This is a genomic window from Streptomyces sp. NPDC096013 (assembly GCF_044763565.1).
Lineage (GTDB): Bacteria > Actinomycetota > Actinomycetes > Streptomycetales > Streptomycetaceae > Streptomyces.
Genome location: NZ_JBIWGK010000004.1, coordinates 620,049 through 637,238 on the forward strand (window position 1 = coordinate 620,049; position 17,190 = coordinate 637,238).

The 17,190-nt window shown below is 70.5% G+C and carries 19 protein-coding genes; 10 read left to right on the forward strand and 9 right to left on the reverse strand.

Going from position 1 to position 17,190, the window contains the following annotated elements; genetic code table 11:
• Nucleotides 1-22: 22 nt before the first annotated feature.
• The 5 genes from ACIRB1_RS17510 (at nucleotide 23) to ACIRB1_RS17530 (ending at nucleotide 5,673) form a co-directional block, all read left to right on the forward strand.
• Nucleotides 23-1,042 (forward strand): sugar ABC transporter substrate-binding protein, encoded by a 1,020-nt coding sequence (locus ACIRB1_RS17510; RefSeq protein WP_352178995.1) that lies wholly within the window; start codon nucleotides 23-25, stop codon nucleotides 1,040-1,042.
• 171 nt (nucleotides 1,043-1,213) lie between these two features.
• On the forward strand, nucleotides 1,214-2,071 hold the full coding sequence (locus tag ACIRB1_RS17515; RefSeq protein WP_403466128.1) for a sugar phosphate isomerase/epimerase family protein: 858 nt from the start codon (nucleotides 1,214-1,216) through the stop codon (nucleotides 2,069-2,071).
• Between the two features lie 116 nt (nucleotides 2,072-2,187).
• Nucleotides 2,188-3,384 (forward strand): Gfo/Idh/MocA family protein, encoded by a 1,197-nt coding sequence (locus ACIRB1_RS17520; RefSeq protein WP_403466129.1) that lies wholly within the window; start codon nucleotides 2,188-2,190, stop codon nucleotides 3,382-3,384.
• A gap of 29 nt (nucleotides 3,385-3,413) precedes the next feature.
• Nucleotides 3,414-4,412 (forward strand): sugar phosphate isomerase/epimerase family protein, encoded by a 999-nt coding sequence (locus ACIRB1_RS17525; protein WP_403466130.1) that lies wholly within the window; start codon nucleotides 3,414-3,416, stop codon nucleotides 4,410-4,412.
• Nucleotides 4,413-4,650: 238 nt separating this feature from the next.
• Nucleotides 4,651-5,673 carry a DNA-directed RNA polymerase subunit alpha gene (locus tag ACIRB1_RS17530; protein ID WP_266774792.1) on the forward strand — a complete coding sequence of 341 codons (1,023 nt, stop codon included), beginning with the start codon at nucleotides 4,651-4,653 and terminating at the stop codon, nucleotides 5,671-5,673.
• 243 nt (nucleotides 5,674-5,916) lie between these two features.
• On the opposite strand, the gene ACIRB1_RS17535 is transcribed toward ACIRB1_RS17530, so the two are convergent.
• Nucleotides 5,917-6,828: an ion transporter gene (locus ACIRB1_RS17535; RefSeq protein ID WP_352178999.1), complete on the reverse strand. Its 912-nt coding sequence runs from the start codon at nucleotides 6,826-6,828 to the stop codon at nucleotides 5,917-5,919.
• Nucleotides 6,829-6,992: 164 nt separating this feature from the next.
• Here ACIRB1_RS17535 and ACIRB1_RS17540 point away from each other — a divergent pair, with 164 nt between their 5' ends.
• Entirely contained in the window at nucleotides 6,993-7,151 is a 159-nt protein-coding gene (locus ACIRB1_RS17540; RefSeq protein WP_403466131.1) for a twin-arginine translocase TatA/TatE family subunit, read from the forward strand.
• Between the two features lie 193 nt (nucleotides 7,152-7,344).
• On the opposite strand, the gene ACIRB1_RS17545 is transcribed toward ACIRB1_RS17540, so the two are convergent.
• Nucleotides 7,345-7,920 (reverse strand): TerD family protein, encoded by a 576-nt coding sequence (locus tag ACIRB1_RS17545; RefSeq protein ID WP_403466132.1) that lies wholly within the window; start codon nucleotides 7,918-7,920, stop codon nucleotides 7,345-7,347.
• 158 nt (nucleotides 7,921-8,078) lie between these two features.
• Between ACIRB1_RS17545 and ACIRB1_RS17550 the strand changes: the two genes are divergently transcribed.
• Nucleotides 8,079-8,513, forward strand: coding sequence for a sec-independent translocase (locus ACIRB1_RS17550; protein ID WP_403466224.1), 435 nt, complete (start codon nucleotides 8,079-8,081; stop codon nucleotides 8,511-8,513).
• 39 nt (nucleotides 8,514-8,552) lie between these two features.
• Here the strand turns inward: ACIRB1_RS17550 and ACIRB1_RS17555 are convergent, their stop codons facing one another.
• The 3 genes from ACIRB1_RS17555 to ACIRB1_RS17565 form a co-directional block, all read right to left on the reverse strand.
• The gene (locus ACIRB1_RS17555; protein ID WP_403466133.1) at nucleotides 8,553-9,224 is read right to left on the reverse strand and encodes a lytic transglycosylase domain-containing protein; all 672 of its coding nucleotides are present in this window, start codon (nucleotides 9,222-9,224) and stop codon (nucleotides 8,553-8,555) included.
• 74 nt (nucleotides 9,225-9,298) lie between these two features.
• Entirely contained in the window at nucleotides 9,299-11,995 is a 2,697-nt protein-coding gene (gene mgtA, locus ACIRB1_RS17560; protein WP_403466134.1) for a magnesium-translocating P-type ATPase, read from the reverse strand.
• On the reverse strand, nucleotides 11,988-12,350 hold the full coding sequence (locus ACIRB1_RS17565) for an ArsR/SmtB family transcription factor (RefSeq protein ID WP_403466135.1): 363 nt from the start codon (nucleotides 12,348-12,350) through the stop codon (nucleotides 11,988-11,990). The genes mgtA and ACIRB1_RS17565 overlap by 8 nt, the downstream gene beginning before the upstream one ends.
• A 231-nt stretch (nucleotides 12,351-12,581) precedes the next feature.
• Here ACIRB1_RS17565 and ACIRB1_RS17570 point away from each other — a divergent pair, with 231 nt between their 5' ends.
• Nucleotides 12,582-12,848, forward strand: coding sequence for a GlsB/YeaQ/YmgE family stress response membrane protein (locus tag ACIRB1_RS17570; RefSeq protein WP_352179002.1), 267 nt, complete (start codon nucleotides 12,582-12,584; stop codon nucleotides 12,846-12,848).
• 21 nt (nucleotides 12,849-12,869) lie between these two features.
• On the opposite strand, the gene ACIRB1_RS17575 is transcribed toward ACIRB1_RS17570, so the two are convergent.
• Nucleotides 12,870-13,454, reverse strand: coding sequence for a TerD family protein (locus ACIRB1_RS17575; protein ID WP_352179003.1), 585 nt, complete (start codon nucleotides 13,452-13,454; stop codon nucleotides 12,870-12,872).
• Between the two features lie 25 nt (nucleotides 13,455-13,479).
• Entirely contained in the window at nucleotides 13,480-14,055 is a 576-nt protein-coding gene (locus tag ACIRB1_RS17580) for a TerD family protein (RefSeq protein WP_352179004.1), read from the reverse strand.
• A gap of 212 nt (nucleotides 14,056-14,267) precedes the next feature.
• On the opposite strand from ACIRB1_RS17580, the gene ACIRB1_RS17585 reads away from it, so the two are divergent.
• Both ACIRB1_RS17585 and ACIRB1_RS17590 read left to right on the forward strand, forming a co-directional pair.
• Nucleotides 14,268-14,657, forward strand: a complete 390-nt coding sequence (locus ACIRB1_RS17585; RefSeq protein WP_352179005.1) for a BlaI/MecI/CopY family transcriptional regulator — start codon at nucleotides 14,268-14,270, stop codon at nucleotides 14,655-14,657.
• A gap of 6 nt (nucleotides 14,658-14,663) precedes the next feature.
• Nucleotides 14,664-15,596 carry a M56 family metallopeptidase gene (locus ACIRB1_RS17590; protein ID WP_352179006.1) on the forward strand — a complete coding sequence of 311 codons (933 nt, stop codon included), beginning with the start codon at nucleotides 14,664-14,666 and terminating at the stop codon, nucleotides 15,594-15,596.
• A 150-nt stretch (nucleotides 15,597-15,746) separates the two neighbouring features.
• On the opposite strand, the gene ACIRB1_RS17595 is transcribed toward ACIRB1_RS17590, so the two are convergent.
• The gene (locus ACIRB1_RS17595; RefSeq protein ID WP_266774781.1) at nucleotides 15,747-16,202 is read right to left on the reverse strand and encodes a tellurite resistance TerB family protein; all 456 of its coding nucleotides are present in this window, start codon (nucleotides 16,200-16,202) and stop codon (nucleotides 15,747-15,749) included.
• Nucleotides 16,203-16,345: 143 nt separating this feature from the next.
• Nucleotides 16,346-16,978 (reverse strand): hypothetical protein, encoded by a 633-nt coding sequence (locus tag ACIRB1_RS17600; protein WP_403466136.1) that lies wholly within the window; start codon nucleotides 16,976-16,978, stop codon nucleotides 16,346-16,348.
• Nucleotides 16,979-17,190 lie beyond the last annotated feature (212 nt).

A 17,190-nucleotide genomic window follows, 5' to 3' on the forward strand; every position in this document is an offset into this window, starting at 1 on the left:
CGCACAGCGAGGTGCACGAACCATGAGCCGTACATCCCTCCCCCGTTCCCGCAGAGCCCTCCCCGTCGTGGCCGCGGCCACCGTGGCCGCCCTCGCTCTCGCGGGCTGTTCCAGCAGCTCCGGCGGCAAGAAGTCCGAGGAGTCGACCGGCAACGCCTCGGCGGGCAGGGCCACCACCCCGCGCATGACGATCGCGATGGTCACCCACGCCCCCTCGGGCGACACCTTCTGGGACACCATCCGCAAGGGCGCCGAGGCCGCCGCCGCCAAGGACAACGTCAAGCTCATCTACTCGAACGACGAGACGGCCGCCGACCAGGCCAACCTGGTGCAGAACGCGATCGACCAGAAGGTCGACGGCATCGCGGTCACCCTCGCCAAGCCGGACGCCATGAAGGCCGTCGTCGCCAAGGCGGAGCAGGCCGGCATCCCCGTCGTGGGCTTCAACGCGGGGCTGAGCGACTGGAAGAAGCAGGGCCTGCTGTCCTTCTTCGGCCAGGACGAGTCCGTCTCCGGCCAGGCCCTCGGCAGCAAGCTCAACTCCACCGGCGCGAAGCACGCGTTGTGCGTGATCCAGGCTCAGGGCGACGTCAACCTCGAACAGCGCTGCGCCGGCGTGAAGAAGACCTTCAGCGGCAGGACCGAGGTCCTCTACGTCAACGGCACGGACATGCCGTCGGTGAAGTCGACGATCACCGCGAAGCTCACCCAGGACAAGTCCATCGACGAGGTCGTCACCCTCGGCGCGCCCTTCGCGCTGACGGCCGTGCAGTCGCTGTCCGACGCGGGCAGCAAGGCGAAGGTGGCCACCTTCGACCTCAACAAGGACCTGATCTCCGCCATCGAGAAGGGCACCATCCAGTTCGCCGTCGACCAACAGCCCTACCTCCAGGGCTACTTGGCGATCGACTCGCTGTGGCTCTACAAGAACAACGGCAACTACAGCGGTGGCGGTGAGCAGCCCGTACTGACCGGCCCGGCCTTCGTCGACAAGACCAACGTCGACGCGGTCGCGAAGTTCGCCGCGAAGGGCACCCGCTGACGAGCACGACCCACCACGCCGAGCCGGCGGTGACCTCACCGCCGGACCCCGGGCCACGGGCACCCGGGCCACGGGCCACTACGGCAGGACCGCCGAACTTCCCTTGCCGATAAGGCAGTTGGGCCCCGCCGCCCCGACTCCCCACCCCTCCGCACCCGAAGGCACTCCCTCATGAAGATCGCAGTCGACCCGTACATGATCCGCCATCTCCCGCTCCTCGAACTGCCCGGTGTGGTCGCCGAGTTGGGCTACGAGTGGATCGAGCTGTCGCCCCGCGAGGACTTCATCCCGTTCTTCCGTCATCCACGCGTGGACGACGCCACTGTGCGCAAGTTCCGCAAGGTGCTGGACGCGGCGGGTGTGGGCATCTCGTCCCTGCTGCCGCTGTTCCGCTGGTCCGGCCCCGACGAGGATGCGCGGCAGGCCGCCGTGCGCTACTGGAAGCGGTCGATCCAGATCGCTGCCGAACTGGGCGTCGACAGCATGATCTCGGAGTTCAACGGCCGGCCCGAGGAAGCCGACCGCAGCGAAGCGCAGTTCTGGAAGTCGATGGACGAACTCCTCCCGCTCTTCGAGCAGGAGGGCATCCGCCTGACGCTGGAACCGCACCCCGACGACTTCATCGAGGACGGCCACCAGGCGGTCGACTTCATCCGGGGCATCAACCACCCGAGCGTCAGCTTCCTCTACTGCGCCCCGCACACCTTCCACATCGGCGACGATGCCCCCGGCATCATCCGGCACGCGGGCGACCTGCTCACCCATGTCCACCTGGCCGACGCGTTCGACCACACCGCGTCCTCGGGCAACCGCTACATCCTCAACCCGCCCGGCACCACGGCCCGCATCCACCAGCATCTCGACATGGGCGAGGGCGAGGTCGACTTCTCCGAGCTGTTCCGGGCCCTGCGGGACAACGACTTCGACGGCACCCTCACGGCGTGTGTCTTCGCCTGGGAGGAACGGGCCAAGGAGTCCTCGCTGCTGATGCGTTCGAAGATCGACGAGTACCTCGCCGCGTCCTCATAACCAGCGATCGCCATCGACGTCCGCCCATAGGGCACCGCCCGCAGACCTCCAACTGGCCACCCAAGGCGTCGACTTGCCTCCCTCCAGCCGAACTCTCTTCTTCTCAAGGGACATTCATGACCTCCTCCGCCAAGCCCCTGTCCGTCGCGGTGATCGGAGCCGGTATGGCAGGCCGCAGCCATGCCGCCGGGTACCGCAACGTCAACACCGTGTTCGGGGCCGGACTGCCGCCGGTCCGGCTGGCCGCGATAGCCGACGCCAACACCGCGCTCGCCGAGGACGGCGCGCGCCGCTACGGATTCGAGAAGGCGCTGCCCAGCTGGGAGGCCGTGGCCGAGGACCCGACGATCGACGCCGTCAGCATCGTGGTGGGAAACGCGCTGCACCGGCCGATCGCCGAGGCGCTGGTCGCCGCCGGGAAACATGTGCTGTGCGAGAAGCCGCTCGCCGGTTCACTCGAAGACGCCCTGGCGATGGCCGAGTTGGAGCGGTCCGCCGATGTCGTCACCGCCGTGGGCTACACCTTCCGCCGCTCCCCCGGCATCGCCGCGATCCGCGAGCATGTGCGGCGGGGCGAGCTGGGTGACCTCACCCTGTTCAGCGGTCGTTACTGGTGCGACTACGCCACCGACCCCCGGGGGCCGCTGAGTTGGCGCTACAAGGGGGGTGCCGGTTCCGGCGCGCTGGGGGATGTCGGCTCGCACGTCATCGACGCCGCGGAGTATGTCGCCGGGCCCATCGCCTCGGTCGCCGGTGCCACGCTGTCCACCCAGATCGCGAAGCGTCCGCTGCCGCTGGGCGCGGTTGTCGGGCACAACTCGGCTCCCATTTCGGACGAGTTCGGCGAGGTGGAGAACGAGGACACCGCGTCCTTCACCGTCCGTTTCGAGTCAGGGCTCGTCGGCACCATCTCCGTCACCCGTACGGGTTTCGGTCTGCCCAACGGGCTCGCGTTCGACGTCCTGGGGGTCGGCGGCCGGGCCGCGTTCGACCAGCATCGGCCGGCGGAGTACCTCTTCGACGACGCCCAGCCCGACGTTCGTTCCCGGGGCGCCCGCCAGATCATCGTGGGTCCCCGGCTTCCGTACTTCGCGGGCGGGGTGCCGATGGAGGCGCCGGGGGTGGGCGCGAGCAACGCCGACAACTTCACCTACCAGGCCCGTGCGTTCCTCGACCAGGTCGCGGGGGTCGCCGATCCGCTGCCGGCCTGTGCCTCGTTCGCCGAGGGGCTGCGGACCCTGGAGATCATCCGCGCGGTCGTCGAGTCCTCGCGGGCCGACGGCGCCGTCGTCCAGGTCCCGCCCGCCGTCTGACCGTCCCCGCGTATCCAAGGAGCACCCGCGTGTCCCTCAAGCTCGGCGCCTACACCGCCTGTCTGCACGACCGCCCGCTGGCCGAGGCCCTCGACTTCCTCAAGGAGAACGGTCTGACCTCCGTCGAGGTCAACACCGGCGGGTTCATCCCCTCCCCGCACTGTCCGGTCGACCTGCTGCTGTCCTCGGCGACCGCGCGCGAGGAGTACCTCGCGACGTTCGCCGAGCGCGGCATGGAGCTGACCGGCCTAAACTGCAACGGGAATCCGCTCAGCCCGCTCCCGGGAGTCGGCCCGAAGCACGCGGACGACCTGCGCCGTACGATCCGCCTGGCGGGGCTGCTGGGGGTGCGGCACGTGGTCACCATGTCCGGTACGCCGGGCTCGGACCCGGACGCCAGGTACCCCTCCTGGGTGGTGAATCCGTGGGACGGCGTCTACCTGGACGTCCTGGACTACCAGTGGGGTGTGGCCGTCGAGTTCTGGAAGGAGATCGACGCGCTGGCCCGGGAGCACGACGTCCGGGTCGCCATCGAGATGCACCCGCACAACGTCGTCTTCTCCCCGGTCACCCTGAAGCGGCTCGTCGACGCGACGGGTGCGACCAACGTCGGTGCGGAGATGGACCCCTCGCATCTGATGTGGCAGGGCATGGACATCGTCGCCTCCATCAAGTGGCTGGGCCCGCTGGTGTTCCACGCCGCGGCGAAGGACGCGACGCTCTGTCCCGGCGCCGACATCCGCGGTGTGCTGGACACGTCGTTCACCCGCGTCCCCGCCGACGCACCCGGCAAGGTGCCCACCGGCTACGGCTTCTGGTGCAACGCCTGGCCCGAGAACCCGGCATGGAAGTTCGTCGCCGTCGGCGTTGGCCACGACATCGCGTACTGGACCGAGTTCCTGCGTGCCCTCGCCGAGGTCGACCCGGAGATGGCCGTGAACATCGAGCACGAGGACGCCGCGTACTCACAGACCGACGGCCTCGCCCTGGCCGCGAAGAACCTGCACGCCGCGGCGGCCGCCGTCTGACGCGACCGCCCCGGTGCGGTTCGGGACCGAGCCCGGTCCGCCGGGCCGGTCCACCGTTCACGGGTAGGGTGATCCTCGGTCGTCAATGACGGAGGAAAAAGCGCGATAGCCTCTTCGCCGCGTCGGGTAAACGGGCGGTTCGGCCACGGCGGAGACCGTATCCCCCGCGCCGCCCCGTACGCTTCGTGGTGTCCACGGCGTCACATAGCGGGCGCCACACCACTGGAGGCAACACCACGTGCTGATCGCTCAGCGTCCGTCCCTCACCGAAGAGGTCGTCGACGAGTTCCGCTCCCGGTTCGTCATCGAGCCGCTGGAGCCGGGCTTCGGCTACACCCTCGGCAACTCTCTGCGTCGTACGCTCCTCTCCTCGATCCCCGGCGCTGCTGTCACCAGCATCCGGATCGACGGTGTCCTGCACGAGTTCACCACCGTGCCGGGCGTCAAGGAGGACGTCACCGACCTGATCCTCAACATCAAGCAGCTGGTCGTCTCCTCGGAGCACGACGAGCCGGTCGTGATGTACCTGCGCAAGCAGGGCCCGGGTCTGGTCACCGCCGCCGACATCGCGCCCCCGGCCGGTGTCGAGGTGCACAACCCCGACCTCGTCCTCGCCACGCTCAACAGCAAGGGCAAACTGGAGATGGAGCTGACCGTCGAGCGCGGTCGCGGCTACGTCTCCGCCGTGCAGAACAAGCAGGTCGGTCAGGAGATCGGGCGCATCCCGGTCGACTCGATCTACTCGCCCGTGCTGAAGGTCACGTACAAGGTCGAGGCGACCCGTGTCGAGCAGCGCACCGACTTCGACAAGCTGATCGTCGACGTCGAGACCAAGCAGGCCATGCGTCCCCGTGACGCCATGGCGTCGGCCGGCAAGACCCTGGTCGAGCTGTTCGGTCTCGCCCGCGAGCTGAACATCGACGCCGAGGGCATCGACATGGGCCCGTCCCCCGTGGACACCGCCCTTGCCGCCGATCTCGCCCTGCCGATCGAGGAGCTGGAGCTCACGGTCCGCTCCTACAACTGCCTCAAGCGCGAAGGCGTCCACTCGGTGGGCGAGCTTCTCGCGCGTTCCGAGGCCGACCTGATGGACATCCGCAACTTCGGTGCGAAGTCCATCGACGAGGTCAAGGAGAAGCTGGCCGGCATGGGCCTGGCCCTGAAGGACAGCCCGCCCGGACTGAACCTGGCCGCCGCCGCCGACACCTACGGTGCCGACGACGACGTGGACGCCGGTTTCGTGGAGACCGAGCAGTACTGAGCACCACGCTGTCGAGCGACCTCGACCGGTTTCGCGCCGACGCACCGCCATGCGGTCCGGGCCGAACGTCGCAGGTCGCTCGACCGCTTCACGGGCTGTTCGTCGGCGCGGGGTGCGGGTGTGGGTGTCGGCTGCCCGGGACCCACACCCCGCGCCTTCAGACACCGGACATGCGCCGAGGTATCGGCCCCCTTCCGGCTGAGGCATCTCTCACAGTGCCGCGCGGCCGTACGGCCGGATGTCTCACGCCACGGGCCGCCGCTCGTCCACGGGCCGTCCGGCCGACCGGGCGAGGTCCTGTTCGAGGTCGTCGAGTGCCCGGCGGGCGGCGGCGACGCGTTCCAGCAGCAGGCGGCTGTCCTCGTCGCCCGGTCTCGGCGCGGGCCGCTGCCGCGGCTCGTCCCGCTCCGTCTCGCGTGCGTCGTCCAGCGACGTCAGGACCACCCCGATCAGGACGTTGACCAGGACGAACGAGGCCAGCAGCACGTAGGAGGCGTAGTACAGCAGGCTCCAGCGGGAGATCTCAAGACCGGTGTGGACGGCGTCACCGATGCCGTCCAGGGTCATCAGCAGGAACAGGGTGAGGACCGCGCGGCCGATGGAGCCGTAGTGCTCGGGGTCGTGGCGGCCGAAGAAGACCCAGCCGACCATCGCGTAGACGTACAGCACAAGACCGCCGACGAGCAGGAAGCTCAGCGTGCCGGGCAGGCTGCGGGCGACGGCGACCAGGACGACCCGCAGTTGGGGCAGGAAGCGGGCGGTGCGCAGGACGCGGGCGAGGCGCAGCAGTCGTAGCACCGTGGTGTTCTCGCGTACGACGGGCAGGAAGGCACACAGGACGACGGCCAGGTCGAAGAGGTTCCAGGGGTCCTTGGCGAAGTCCCGCGGGCGGTCGGCGTGGGCGGCCACGCGGAGCAGGATCTCGACGGTGAACGCGACCAGGCAGGCGTGCTCGGCGAGCCGTAACCAGTGGCGCCACTCGGCGACCAGGCCCGGGTACGTCTCGATGCCCAGAAGCGCGGCGTTGGCGAGGATGACGCCGAAGACGGTGAGGGCGAACCAGCGCGCGTCGGTGATGGCCCGGCAGCGGCGTGCCAGTTCCTGCCTGGCCGGTCGGGGTGCCGTCTCGATGGCGGGGTCGTGTGGGTACGGCATCCTGCTGCCTCTGCTCCTTCGCGCCGGCTCTCGCCCCGGCCAACCGGACCGGCGGGCGGGGTTGTTGAGAGATCACACCTCAGGAGAGACTTCTACAGCACTGTAGATTCACGCGTGTGGCCGGTACGCCGTAGCGGCTCGTTCCCCGGGAGAAAGCAGACCTGATGTTCGGCTTGAGCGAACTGGCCGTGATCCTCCTCGTCGTCGTGGTCGTCCTGGGCATCAAGAAGCTGCCGGAGCTGACACGTTCGGCGGGCAAGGCGACCCGGATCTTCAAGAGCGAGGCCAGGGCACTCAAGGAGGACGACACCCGGCGGCCGTGACGGCGCGGGACGCGCGGGCGGGGGTGGGCGGACAGGCGGGGTCAGGAGCCGCGACGGACGGGCTCCGGACCCGGCGCCGCGCCCTTCGCGGACCCCCAGCCCTCGCCGCTCCCCGCGCTCCCCGCCCTCGGCGCTTCCCCCGCTCCTCGCCGCGCGGACCCGCCCCCACAGCGGGCCCGCGCTCACGGCAGCGTCAGACGTTGACCCCGAAGTCCGAGGCGATGCCCGCCAGTCCGGAGGCATAGCCCTGGCCGACCGCCCGGAACTTCCACTCCGCGCCGTGGCGGTACAGCTCGCCGAAGACCATCGCGGTCTCCGAGGACGCGTCCTCGGAGAGGTCGTACCGGGCGATCTCCCCGTTGTTCGCCTGGTTCACCACCCGGATGAACGCGTTGCGCACCTGGCCGAAGCTCTGGCCGCGCGCTTCCGCGTCGTGGATGGACACCGGGAAGACGATCTTGTCGATCTCGGCGGGTACGGCCGCGAGGTTCACCTTGATGCTCTCGTCGTCCCCCTCACCCTCACCGGTGAGGTTGTCGCCGGTGTGCTCCACCGAGCCGTCCGGGCTCCTGAGGTTGTTGTAGAAGACGAAGTGCTGGTCGGAAGCGACCTTGCCCGACGCGTTCAACAACAGGGCGGAGGCGTCCAGGTCGTAGTCCGCACCGGTCGTGGTGCGCACGTCCCAGCCGAGACCGACGAGCACCGCCGTAAGACCCGGCACCTCCTTGCTCAGTGAAACGTTGCCGCCCTTGCCCAGGGAAACTCCCACGGCCCTTTCCTCCTGCCTGTCGCCTTCTGTACGTCACTTGAATCAACGCGGTACCCGGCCCGACGGTTCCCACACTTGCGCAACCGCTAAAGTGATCTGCACCGGGCGGGGCCATGCGGACAGGCGAGTCGGCCGGTACGGACAGCGAGGAGCGGCGGATGTTCCCGGACGTAGGACTGCCGGAACTGTTCACACTGGCGATTCTGGCCGTCCTGCTCTTCGGTCCGGACAAGTTGCCCGAGATCATCCAGAGCGCGGCGGAGTTCGTGCGCAAGGTGCGGGCGATGTCCGACAGCGCGAAGGAGGGAATCCGCTCCGAACTGGGGCCGGAGTTCAAGGACTTCGAGTTCGAGGATCTGCGTCCGAGGACGTTCGTGCGCAAGCACGTGCTCGACGGCGATGGCACCGGCCTCGATCTGGGCCTGGACGACATCCGCAACGCCCTTGATCCGAGGCGGGAGTTGGCGGAGGTGGCCGACGCCGTGCGGACGGCCGCGGAGGACACGTCACCGCGAGCGGCGGCGCCCGCGGTGACGTTGGAGAAGGCCGCCCGGCGCCCCGAGGAAGCCGCCTTCGATCCCGACGCCACCTGACCCGCACTCCGTGGTCGTTCCCTTGGCGTGCAAGGGAGTTCACCCTCCGACGGCTTTGCCTGCCTTGGCCCAGTCGGAGTGCAGCCGGTCGAGGTACGACTGCGCCTGGGGGCCCGGTGCCGTACCGGCCGCGAAGGCGAGCATGTTCCCGGTGCCGGTGTTGTAGCCGAGCGCGAGGAGTTGGTCCCGGCTGAGCGAGGAGCGCCAGGTCGGGGGCAGTTGGGCCGACAGGTCGTGCAGGTACCAGGCCTCGGCCTCGATGGCGAGGTCGTGGTCGTCGGGCAGTTCGTCCCAGCTCCGGGCGGCGAAGTCCCGGCCCTTCTTGACCTCGTCGAAGGTGGCGCGGTGCATGTTCGCGATACCGAAGGCGGCGTCCGGCTTGTACTTCTGCCAGGCCCGCTCCAGGGCCGGGTCGTGCGGCTTGTACGCCTCGTTGTAGAGGACCGCCATCACCAACTGGGCGCTGACATCGGCCTGTTGGGCCCGGGTTCGGACCTGGGCGGCGTAGGCGGCGGGATCGTAGGCCGAGGAGGTGGCTGTGGCGGAGGGGCTGGTCGGGGCGGCGGGCGTGGCCGGTTTCGTCGTCCCGGTCGTCCCGGTCGAGGGGGGCGTGGCGGCCTGCGGGGTGTCGGCCGCCCGCACGATCACGTAGACGACGACCGCGAAGATCACCAGCGTGAGCCAGCGCCGCCGTGTCCGGGGTTCGGCCATCTCCCGCCTTCTCTCGGGGCCGCCTGTGCGTCCGGCACCCGAAAGTACCGGTAAACCCTTGTACAGCAGGCGGATTAAGGCCCGTGTGAAGCGCCGGGAGCCATTCGGCCGGGATCGGTCAGGTGCCGTTCCGCCCGCGACCTGACCGCCGTCAGACCGGCCGCGTAGAGCACGAGGACCGCGGCCAGCAGCAGGTAGTAGACGGCGGGCAGCGGGGTGAGGCCGAGCAGCGAGCCGAACGGAGTGAACGGCAGCAGCAGTCCTACGGCGGTGAGCGCGCCCGCCGCCCAGCCGATCGGACCGGGCCTGCGGCCCTCGGCCGAGTGGCGTCCGGCGCGCAGGAGCAGCATCACGAGGGCCTGGGTGATCAGGTTCTCGGTGAACCAGCCGGAGTGGAACACCGCCTGGTCGTCGCGGCCGTCCGGGCCGTAGAGGGCGAAGGCGAGGGCGCCGAAGGTGGCGAGGTCGGCGACGGCGTTCAGGGCGCCGAAGCCGACGATGAAGCGGAGCAGGTCGCGCGGGCGGAGCACGGTCGGGCGGCGGAGCACCGCGGGGTGGGGGCGGTCGTGGGCGAAGGCGAGCTGGGCGGCGTCGAAGCACAGGTTCTGCGCGAGCACCTGGGCCGGGAGCATCGGCAGATAGGGCAGCAGGAGGCCGGCGGCGAGCATCGCGATGACGTTGCCGAGGTTCGAGGAGAGGGTGATCCGCAGGTAGGTGGCGATGTTGCCGCCCGCGTGCCGTCCGGCGGCGATGCTGTGGCCGATCGCGGTGAGGTCCTTCTCGGCGAGGACCACGTCGGCGCTGTCCCTGGCGACGGCCACGGCCTCGCGCGGGGCGATGCCCACGTCGGCGGCGCGCAGGGCGGGCAGGTCGTTGACGCCGTCGCCGAGGTAGCCGACGGTGTGTCCGCCCGCGCGCAGGGCCGTCGCGATGCGGGCCTTGTGCTCGGGGGTGCAGCGGGCGAAGACGGTGGTGCGGGACGCGGTCGTGGCGAGGTCGCCGTCGTCGAGCCGCTCGATGCGGTCGGCGGTGAGGACGCCGTCAGGGGGCACGGGGATGCCCAGGTCTCGGCAGGCGCGGGCGGCGGTGCCCGGGTGGTCGCCGGTGAGGATCTTGACGGTGACGCCACGGTCGGCGAGGACCTTCAGCGCTTCGGCGGCGGTGGGGGCGAGGGCGTCCTTCAGGGTGACGAACCCCCGGAAGGCGAGCCCGCGTTCATCGGCTGGGACGAGGTCGCGGCTGCGGGCGATGGGGGTCCCCCCGCTCGAGCGAAGCCGAGAGTGGGGGAGTTCGGCGAGGGCGACCGCCAGGACGCGCAGTCCGTCGTCGGCGTGGGTGGCGGCGAGGGCGAGCAGCTTGTCGCGCTCCTCCGCCGTCAGGGCACAGCGTTCCAGTACGGCTTCCACGGCGCCCTTGACGACGAGGGTGTGCGTGCCGAGCCTGCCGGGCGTGCGGACGACGGCGGTGGCGAGGCGCCGTACCGGATCGAAGGGAAGGGCCGCCACCCCGTCGTAGGCCGTCAGGTCGTCCTCGTGGACGGCGTCCAGGACCGCTTCGTCGAGGGCGTCCGGGGCGGGCAGGTCGGCGAGTTGGAGGGTCCACCAGGCGTTCACGGCGGCCCAGCGGAGCACCTCGGGGTCGTCCTGGCCGTCCGGGCCGAGGGCGCGGTCGAGGACCGGCCGGTCCTGGGTGAGCGTGCCCGTCTTGTCCAGGCAGAGCACGTCGACGGCGCCGAGGTCGTGCAGCGCGGGCAGCCGCTTGACGATGACGCCGTGGGTGCGGGCCAGCAGGGAGGCGCCGCGCGCCAGGCAGATGGTGACGATGACCGGCAGCATCTCGGGGGTCAGTCCGACGGCCACCGCGACGGAGAAGGGCAGCGTCTCCAGGCCGCGGTCGCGCAGGGTCGCGTTGGCCATGAGCACCAGGGGCGGGGTCAGCAGCATGAACCGGATGAGGATCCAGGAGATGCCGTGGACCGACCGGTCGAAGGCGCTCGCCTCGCGCCGGGCACCGCCCCGGCCGTGAGCGGCGGCGAACCGGGTCCGCGCACCGGTCTCCACGACGACCGCGGTGGCGCTCCCGGACGCGACACCGCTGCCCTGGAAACAGAGCTGGGGCTGGTCGAACACTCCGCCGGAAGCCGCGCTCGCCGTGTCGTCGGCGGCCTTCGGTACGGGCGCCGACTCGCCCGTGAGCGCGGCCTGGTGCACGGTCAGTCCCTGGGTACGCAGCAGTCGTACGTCGGCCGGGACGAGGTCGCCCGGGCCGAGCCGGATCACATCGCCGGGCACCAGGTCGTCGACGGGGATCTCCCGGGCGTCCGGCGGCGCGTCCTCGTCCGGGCGGCGCAGCACGGTGGCGGTGGTGGCGACCAGTCCACGCAGTCCGGCCATGGACCGGCCGGCCCGGTACTCCCCCGAGGTCCGCAGCACACAACTGACCGCGACCAGCAGGAGGATGACGCACGCGGTGCCCCAGGACGCGACCGCCGCCGAGACCAGGCCGAGGCCCAGCAGTACGGCGGTGAACGGATCGCGCAGACTCCGTATCAGCACGCGCGGCCAGGAAGCCTCCCCGTGGGCCGGCAGGACGTTGGCCCCGTGGCGGGCCATGCGGTCCTCGGCCTCCGCCTCCGTCAGCCCCCGCGGACCGCTGTCGAGCCGGCGCAGCGTCTGGAGCACGGTCGGCAGTCCCGGTATCGGGCCGTCGTCGCCGTGTGCGGGCTCGGGAAGGAGTACGCCGTCGTCCGAGGCCGCGGTGGTGTCAGCCACCGGTCCCGCGCAGGCTGCGGGCGGGTGGGTAGGCCCCCTCGGCACGCGCGGCCAGCTGGCCGACCATGACCCGGACGACGGTGACGACGTCGGGGTCGTCGACGTAGTAGATCTGGCGTCGGCCGTCCCGGCGGGAGCGTACGAGGCCCGCCAGTTTCAGCTTGGCCAGGTGCTGGCTGACGGCGGGCAGGGCGCCGCCGACGCGGTCCGCGAGGTGGGTGACGTCGCACTCGCCCTGGGCCAGCGCCCACATCAGGTGCAGCCGGGCCGCGGACGCCAGCAGCCCGAACGCGGCGGCCGCCTCCGCCAGCACCTCGGCGGATGGATCCTCGAAACCACCGATGCCCGCTGCCACAACCCGCTCCCGTCCCGCCCCGATCGTCACGCGCCGTACCCGCGCCGCTCCAGTCTAGGTGTCCGGCCGCGCACGCCCGTCGGACGGCACCCGCCCCAGGCGCCTGATCCAGCGCCCCCGGAGGGGCGGGCGCCGCTCCGTCTCCGCAACCGCACCCGCCCGGAATCGCGTCCTCACCAATGTCTTGGAGTTGCGCAACCGGGCAACTGACATTCTCTGGAGGACAACGACGTGGGCATCATCGGCTGGATCATCCTCGGTCTGCTCGCCGGAGGCATCGCCAAGCTCCTGCTCCCCGGACGCGACCCGGGCGGTTTCTTCGGCACGACCCTCATCGGTGTCGCGGGCGCGTTCGTGGGCGGCTGGATCTCGGCCCGGTTCTTCGACCGCCCGGTGGAGAAGCACTTCTTCGACCTCTACACCTGGGGTGCGGCGATCGGCGGCTCCCTCGTCCTGCTCATCGCCTACCGCGTCCTGTTCGGCAACTCCCGCGACTGACCCGGCAGTTCGGGGGCGCTGTCACAGATGGGCGGCGACGGCGGGCAGCAGGTCCTGGAACGTCCGGCCGGCCGCGGGCTCGCCGATCGCCTTCAACTGCCAGCTCCCGCCGACTCGGTGGAGCTTCGCCATGATCTGCGCGGTGTGCGTGCCGCCGCCGCTGAGCGTGTAGCGGGCCAGCTCCTGCCCGGTGGTCTCGTCGACCAGCCGGCAGAAGGCGTTCTGCACTTCGGCGAAGGTCTGCCCGGTGAACGAGTTGACCGTGAAGACGATCTGGTCGACGCGGTCGGGCACTCGGCCGAGGTCGACGAGGATCGTCTCGTCGTCGCCCCCGGCGCCCGCGCCCCCGGTCAGGTTGTCCCCGGTGTGCCGGACCGAGCCGTCGTCGCTCGTCAGATGCTGGAAGAAGACGACATCGACCGGCTCACGGCCGGCGAAGAGCAGCGCCGACGCGTCCAGGTCGATATCGCGGGACCCGGCCAGCTTGGCCAGGAAACCCTTGCGGGGCGCGGCCTGCCAGCCGAGCCCCATCCGTACCGAACTCAGGGCGCTGCCGTCCGACTTGCTCAGGCTGATCTGCTGGCCCTTGCCCAGGTTGACCGACATGGGTGACCTCTCCTTCCGGCGGTTCTCAGACGCCCACGCCGAAGTCGGAGGCGATCCCTGCCAGCCCGGACGCGTAACCCTGACCCACGGCACGGAACTTCCACTCGGCGCCGTTGCGGTACAGCTCGCCGAAGACCATCGCGGTCTCGGTCGAGGCGTCCTCGGAGAGGTCGTAGCGGGCGAGTTCGGCGCCACCGGCCTGGTTGACGACGCGGATGAAGGCGTTGCGGACCTGGCCGAAGCTCTGCCCGCGGGACTCGCCGTCGTGGATCGAGACGGGGAACACGATCTTGTCGACCTCCGCGGGTACGGCGGCGAGGTCCACCTTGAGGGACTCGTCGTCGCCCTCGCCCTCACCGGTGGTGTTGTCGCCGGTGTGCTCCACCGAACCGTCGGGGCTCTTGAGGTTGTTGTAGAAGACGAAGTGCTGGTCCGAGAGGACCTTGCCCGAGGCGGTGAGCAGCAGCGCCGAGGCGTCCAGGTCGAAGTCGGTGCCGGTGGTGGTGCGCACGTCCCAGCCGAGCCCGACCAGCACCGCCGAAAGACCCGGCGCCTCCTTGCTCAGCGAAACGTTGCCGCCCTTGGACAGGGAAACACCCATGAATCGTCCCTCCACACACGCCGATGGTCCGGGCCCGCGCGGCGCGGGCCCGCACTAGAATCTACAACAATGTAGAAATAATCGAGGGCGGACGGCACGGTCGACCGGAACCGCGTGGGTACACCGACCGTCACCGGGTCGACAGGCCCACCGACACCGCGTCGATACGATGGGACGCTCACGACCCCGCACCGGCAGGCAGGAGACGGAACGTGGCGGAGCCTGATCCGCGCCCGCAGCGCAGAGCGCAGGGCGAGCTGGAGATCCAGGTGCTCGGCGTGCTGCGTACGGCCGGCGCACCCGTGACCGCGGCCTGGGTGCAGGAGCGGCTGGACGCCGCGCTCGCCTACACGACGGTGATGACCGTGCTGAGCCGGCTGCTGGAGAAGCAGGCCGTGACCCGCGTACGGGAGGGCCGCTCGTTCGTCTGGTCGCCCGCCGCGGACGAGGCGGGACTCGCCGCGCTGAAGATGCGCAAGGTGCTCGACCGCGAGCAGGACCGCCGGGCGGTGCTGGCCAGCTTCATCACGGCACTCCCCGACGACGACGAGCAACTGCTGCGCGACCTGCTCGACCAGGCCGCCGACGAGTCGGCGGGCTGACGTTCCGTGGGCTTCTTCGTCCTGCTGCCGCTCGTCCTGCCGCTGACGGCCTGGCCGATCGCCCGCCTGGCCACCGAGCACCTCCATCCACGCACCGCCACAGGCCTGTTGAGCGTCATGGCCGCCGTCATGGCCCTGTGCAGCACGCTGTGCGTGGGCCTGCTGATGGTGGTCGGCACCGCCCAACTCCCGGGCAACCCGCTGCCGGACGGCTGGTCGGACCCCGAGGTACGGGAGAGCGTGCCGCACGACGAGATCGTGGGAAAGGCCGCGATTCCCGTGCTCCTCGCGGTCGTCCTCGGCTGCGGCCGAACTCTCCTGCGCCACCGCCGAGTTCGGCGCACGGCCCATGCGGCACTCGCCGGCCTGCGCGACACGTCGGTCGCGGTCCTCCCCGACGACGAGCCGTACGCCTACGCCCTGCCCGCCGGCCCACGCGACCGCGTCGTGGTCACCACGGCGATGCTCGCCTGCCTGAACTCCCGGGAACGCCGCGCCCTGTTCGCCCACGAGCGGGCCCACCTCACCGCCCGGCACCACCGCCACCTGCTGATCGCCCAACTGGCCGCACAGGCGAACCCGTTCCTGCTCCCCCTGCGCACGGCGGTCTCCTACGTCACGGAGCGCTGGGCGGACGAGGAGGCCGCCCAGTCCGTCGGCAGCCGCAAGGCCGTCGCCCGCGCGATCGGCAAGGCGGCCCTCGTCTCGCGCGGCACCCCGGCACCGACCCTGGCGGCCCTCGCGGCACCGGGCCCACTCCCCCGCCGGGTCGCCGCCCTGCTGGCCCCACCGCCCCCGGCCCGCACCTGGCCGCCCCTTTTCACCACGGTGGGCCTGGCGCTCTGGAGCGCGGCGACGGGTGCGGCTCTGTCCGCGATGTTCTCGGCGAACTCGGCGGTGACGCTGTTGCTGCTCCTGCACGCGGCGACACCGCTGTAGGCGGAGTGTCGCCGGCCCGGCGCGTTGCACCCGACCACACCACCGCGCCTGGCGGGGGTCGAGTCCCGTCGCGGACGACAACACCACCGTGGCCGACGGGAGTTGAGTCCCGCCGGCCACGGTGGTGTTGCGCTCAGCGGCGAGAGCGGGTCAGAGGTCGAACTCGTGCGGCGGCAGCCCCAGCGCGAAGCACGCGTCGCGGACGACGGCCCGCTCCGTGGCGTCGAAGTCCCCGTCGGCGCCGCCGATGACGATGCCGATCTGGATGACGGCACGCGCCTCGGCCGGCTTCTTCTTCGCCTTGGCGATCTCCTGCAACACACCCACCTTGCCGAAGTCGAAGTCGGCGGTCAGCTTGTTGAGGTTGTCGTCGAAACGGCGCTGGAGGTCGTCGGCCGGGAAGTTCTGCAACACCTCGTTGCTGAAGATGAGTTGGGCGACGCGCTGCCGCTCGGACGGGTCGATCTTCCCGTCGGCGGCGGCGACGAGCGCGCACATCGCCATGCTCGCGTCGCGGAAGGCTCCGCTCTTCAGGTCGTTCTTCTTCGCCACGAGTTGGGTCTGCATCGTCGACGCGGACTCCTTGAAGCGGTCCCACAGGGCCATGCCAACTCCGATTGTCCCGGGCCGCCGGAGCCGCGCACGAGGCGTCCCGGTCGGCCGTCCCATTCCTTATATCTACAACGCTGTAGAAGATACCAGGATGGATTCGGACCCTGACCGCGCAGGCCAAAGCAGGCCGAATTGGGTCAGGAGGTGGGAGGCGTGGACGTGGGCTGATTCTTCACGCTCGACTCCTCGATGCACTCCAGCAGGAACGGCACCATCCCCCACTCCAGGAGGGCGAGTTCCCACTCCTCCCGCACCCAGGCGGCCTCCGGCCCCCGACCGTCGTCCGCTCCGCCGTCCGCGCTGTCGTCCACGCCGCGACGGTCGCGGGCCCCCGCCATGAGCGCCCAGACGACATCACCCACCAGCGCCCCGGCGGCCACGGCTCCGGTGATCAACCCCGCCGTGATCAGCCCGTCGCCGACGTAGGGCCGCCCGCCGAAAACCCGTAGCCCGAAACCGACGGCCAGCAACCCCGCCGCGACGACGGCCACCAGGACGAGCACGGCCATGAGCCATCCGCCACGACGCGCACCGGCCGCGTCGAGACAAGCGGAGCCGCGCTGACCGCCCTGCACGTCGCCGGAGGCCAGGTAGTCGCGATAGCCCGCGTCGGCGGCCTCACCGATGGCGTCACGGGCCTGGAGCGCCTGCGTCCGCAGTTCCTCCCGGTCGACCGCCTCCCCGGCACGGTCCAGCGCTTCCCTGACCCGCCCGGAGTTGAGAGCACGGTCCAGGATCACCTCGAAGGCGACACCGACGTCCTCCCTCACAAGCTCAGAATCCGGCATGCATCTCCCCCGATGAACGAAAACTGCGGTGACTGGAGCCGACCGCATGCGCGTGAGCGCCAAGGGGTGGAGAGTGTAATGGTTCTTGGCTTGCGCAAGCCCTAAAGGATCTGTAAGTGCTCGTGACGCGGTCCAGGGTGGAGCGGGGCAAGGGCCTCCTCCCCGGCGCAGGGAAGTCTGCCCAGCCCCTTGAT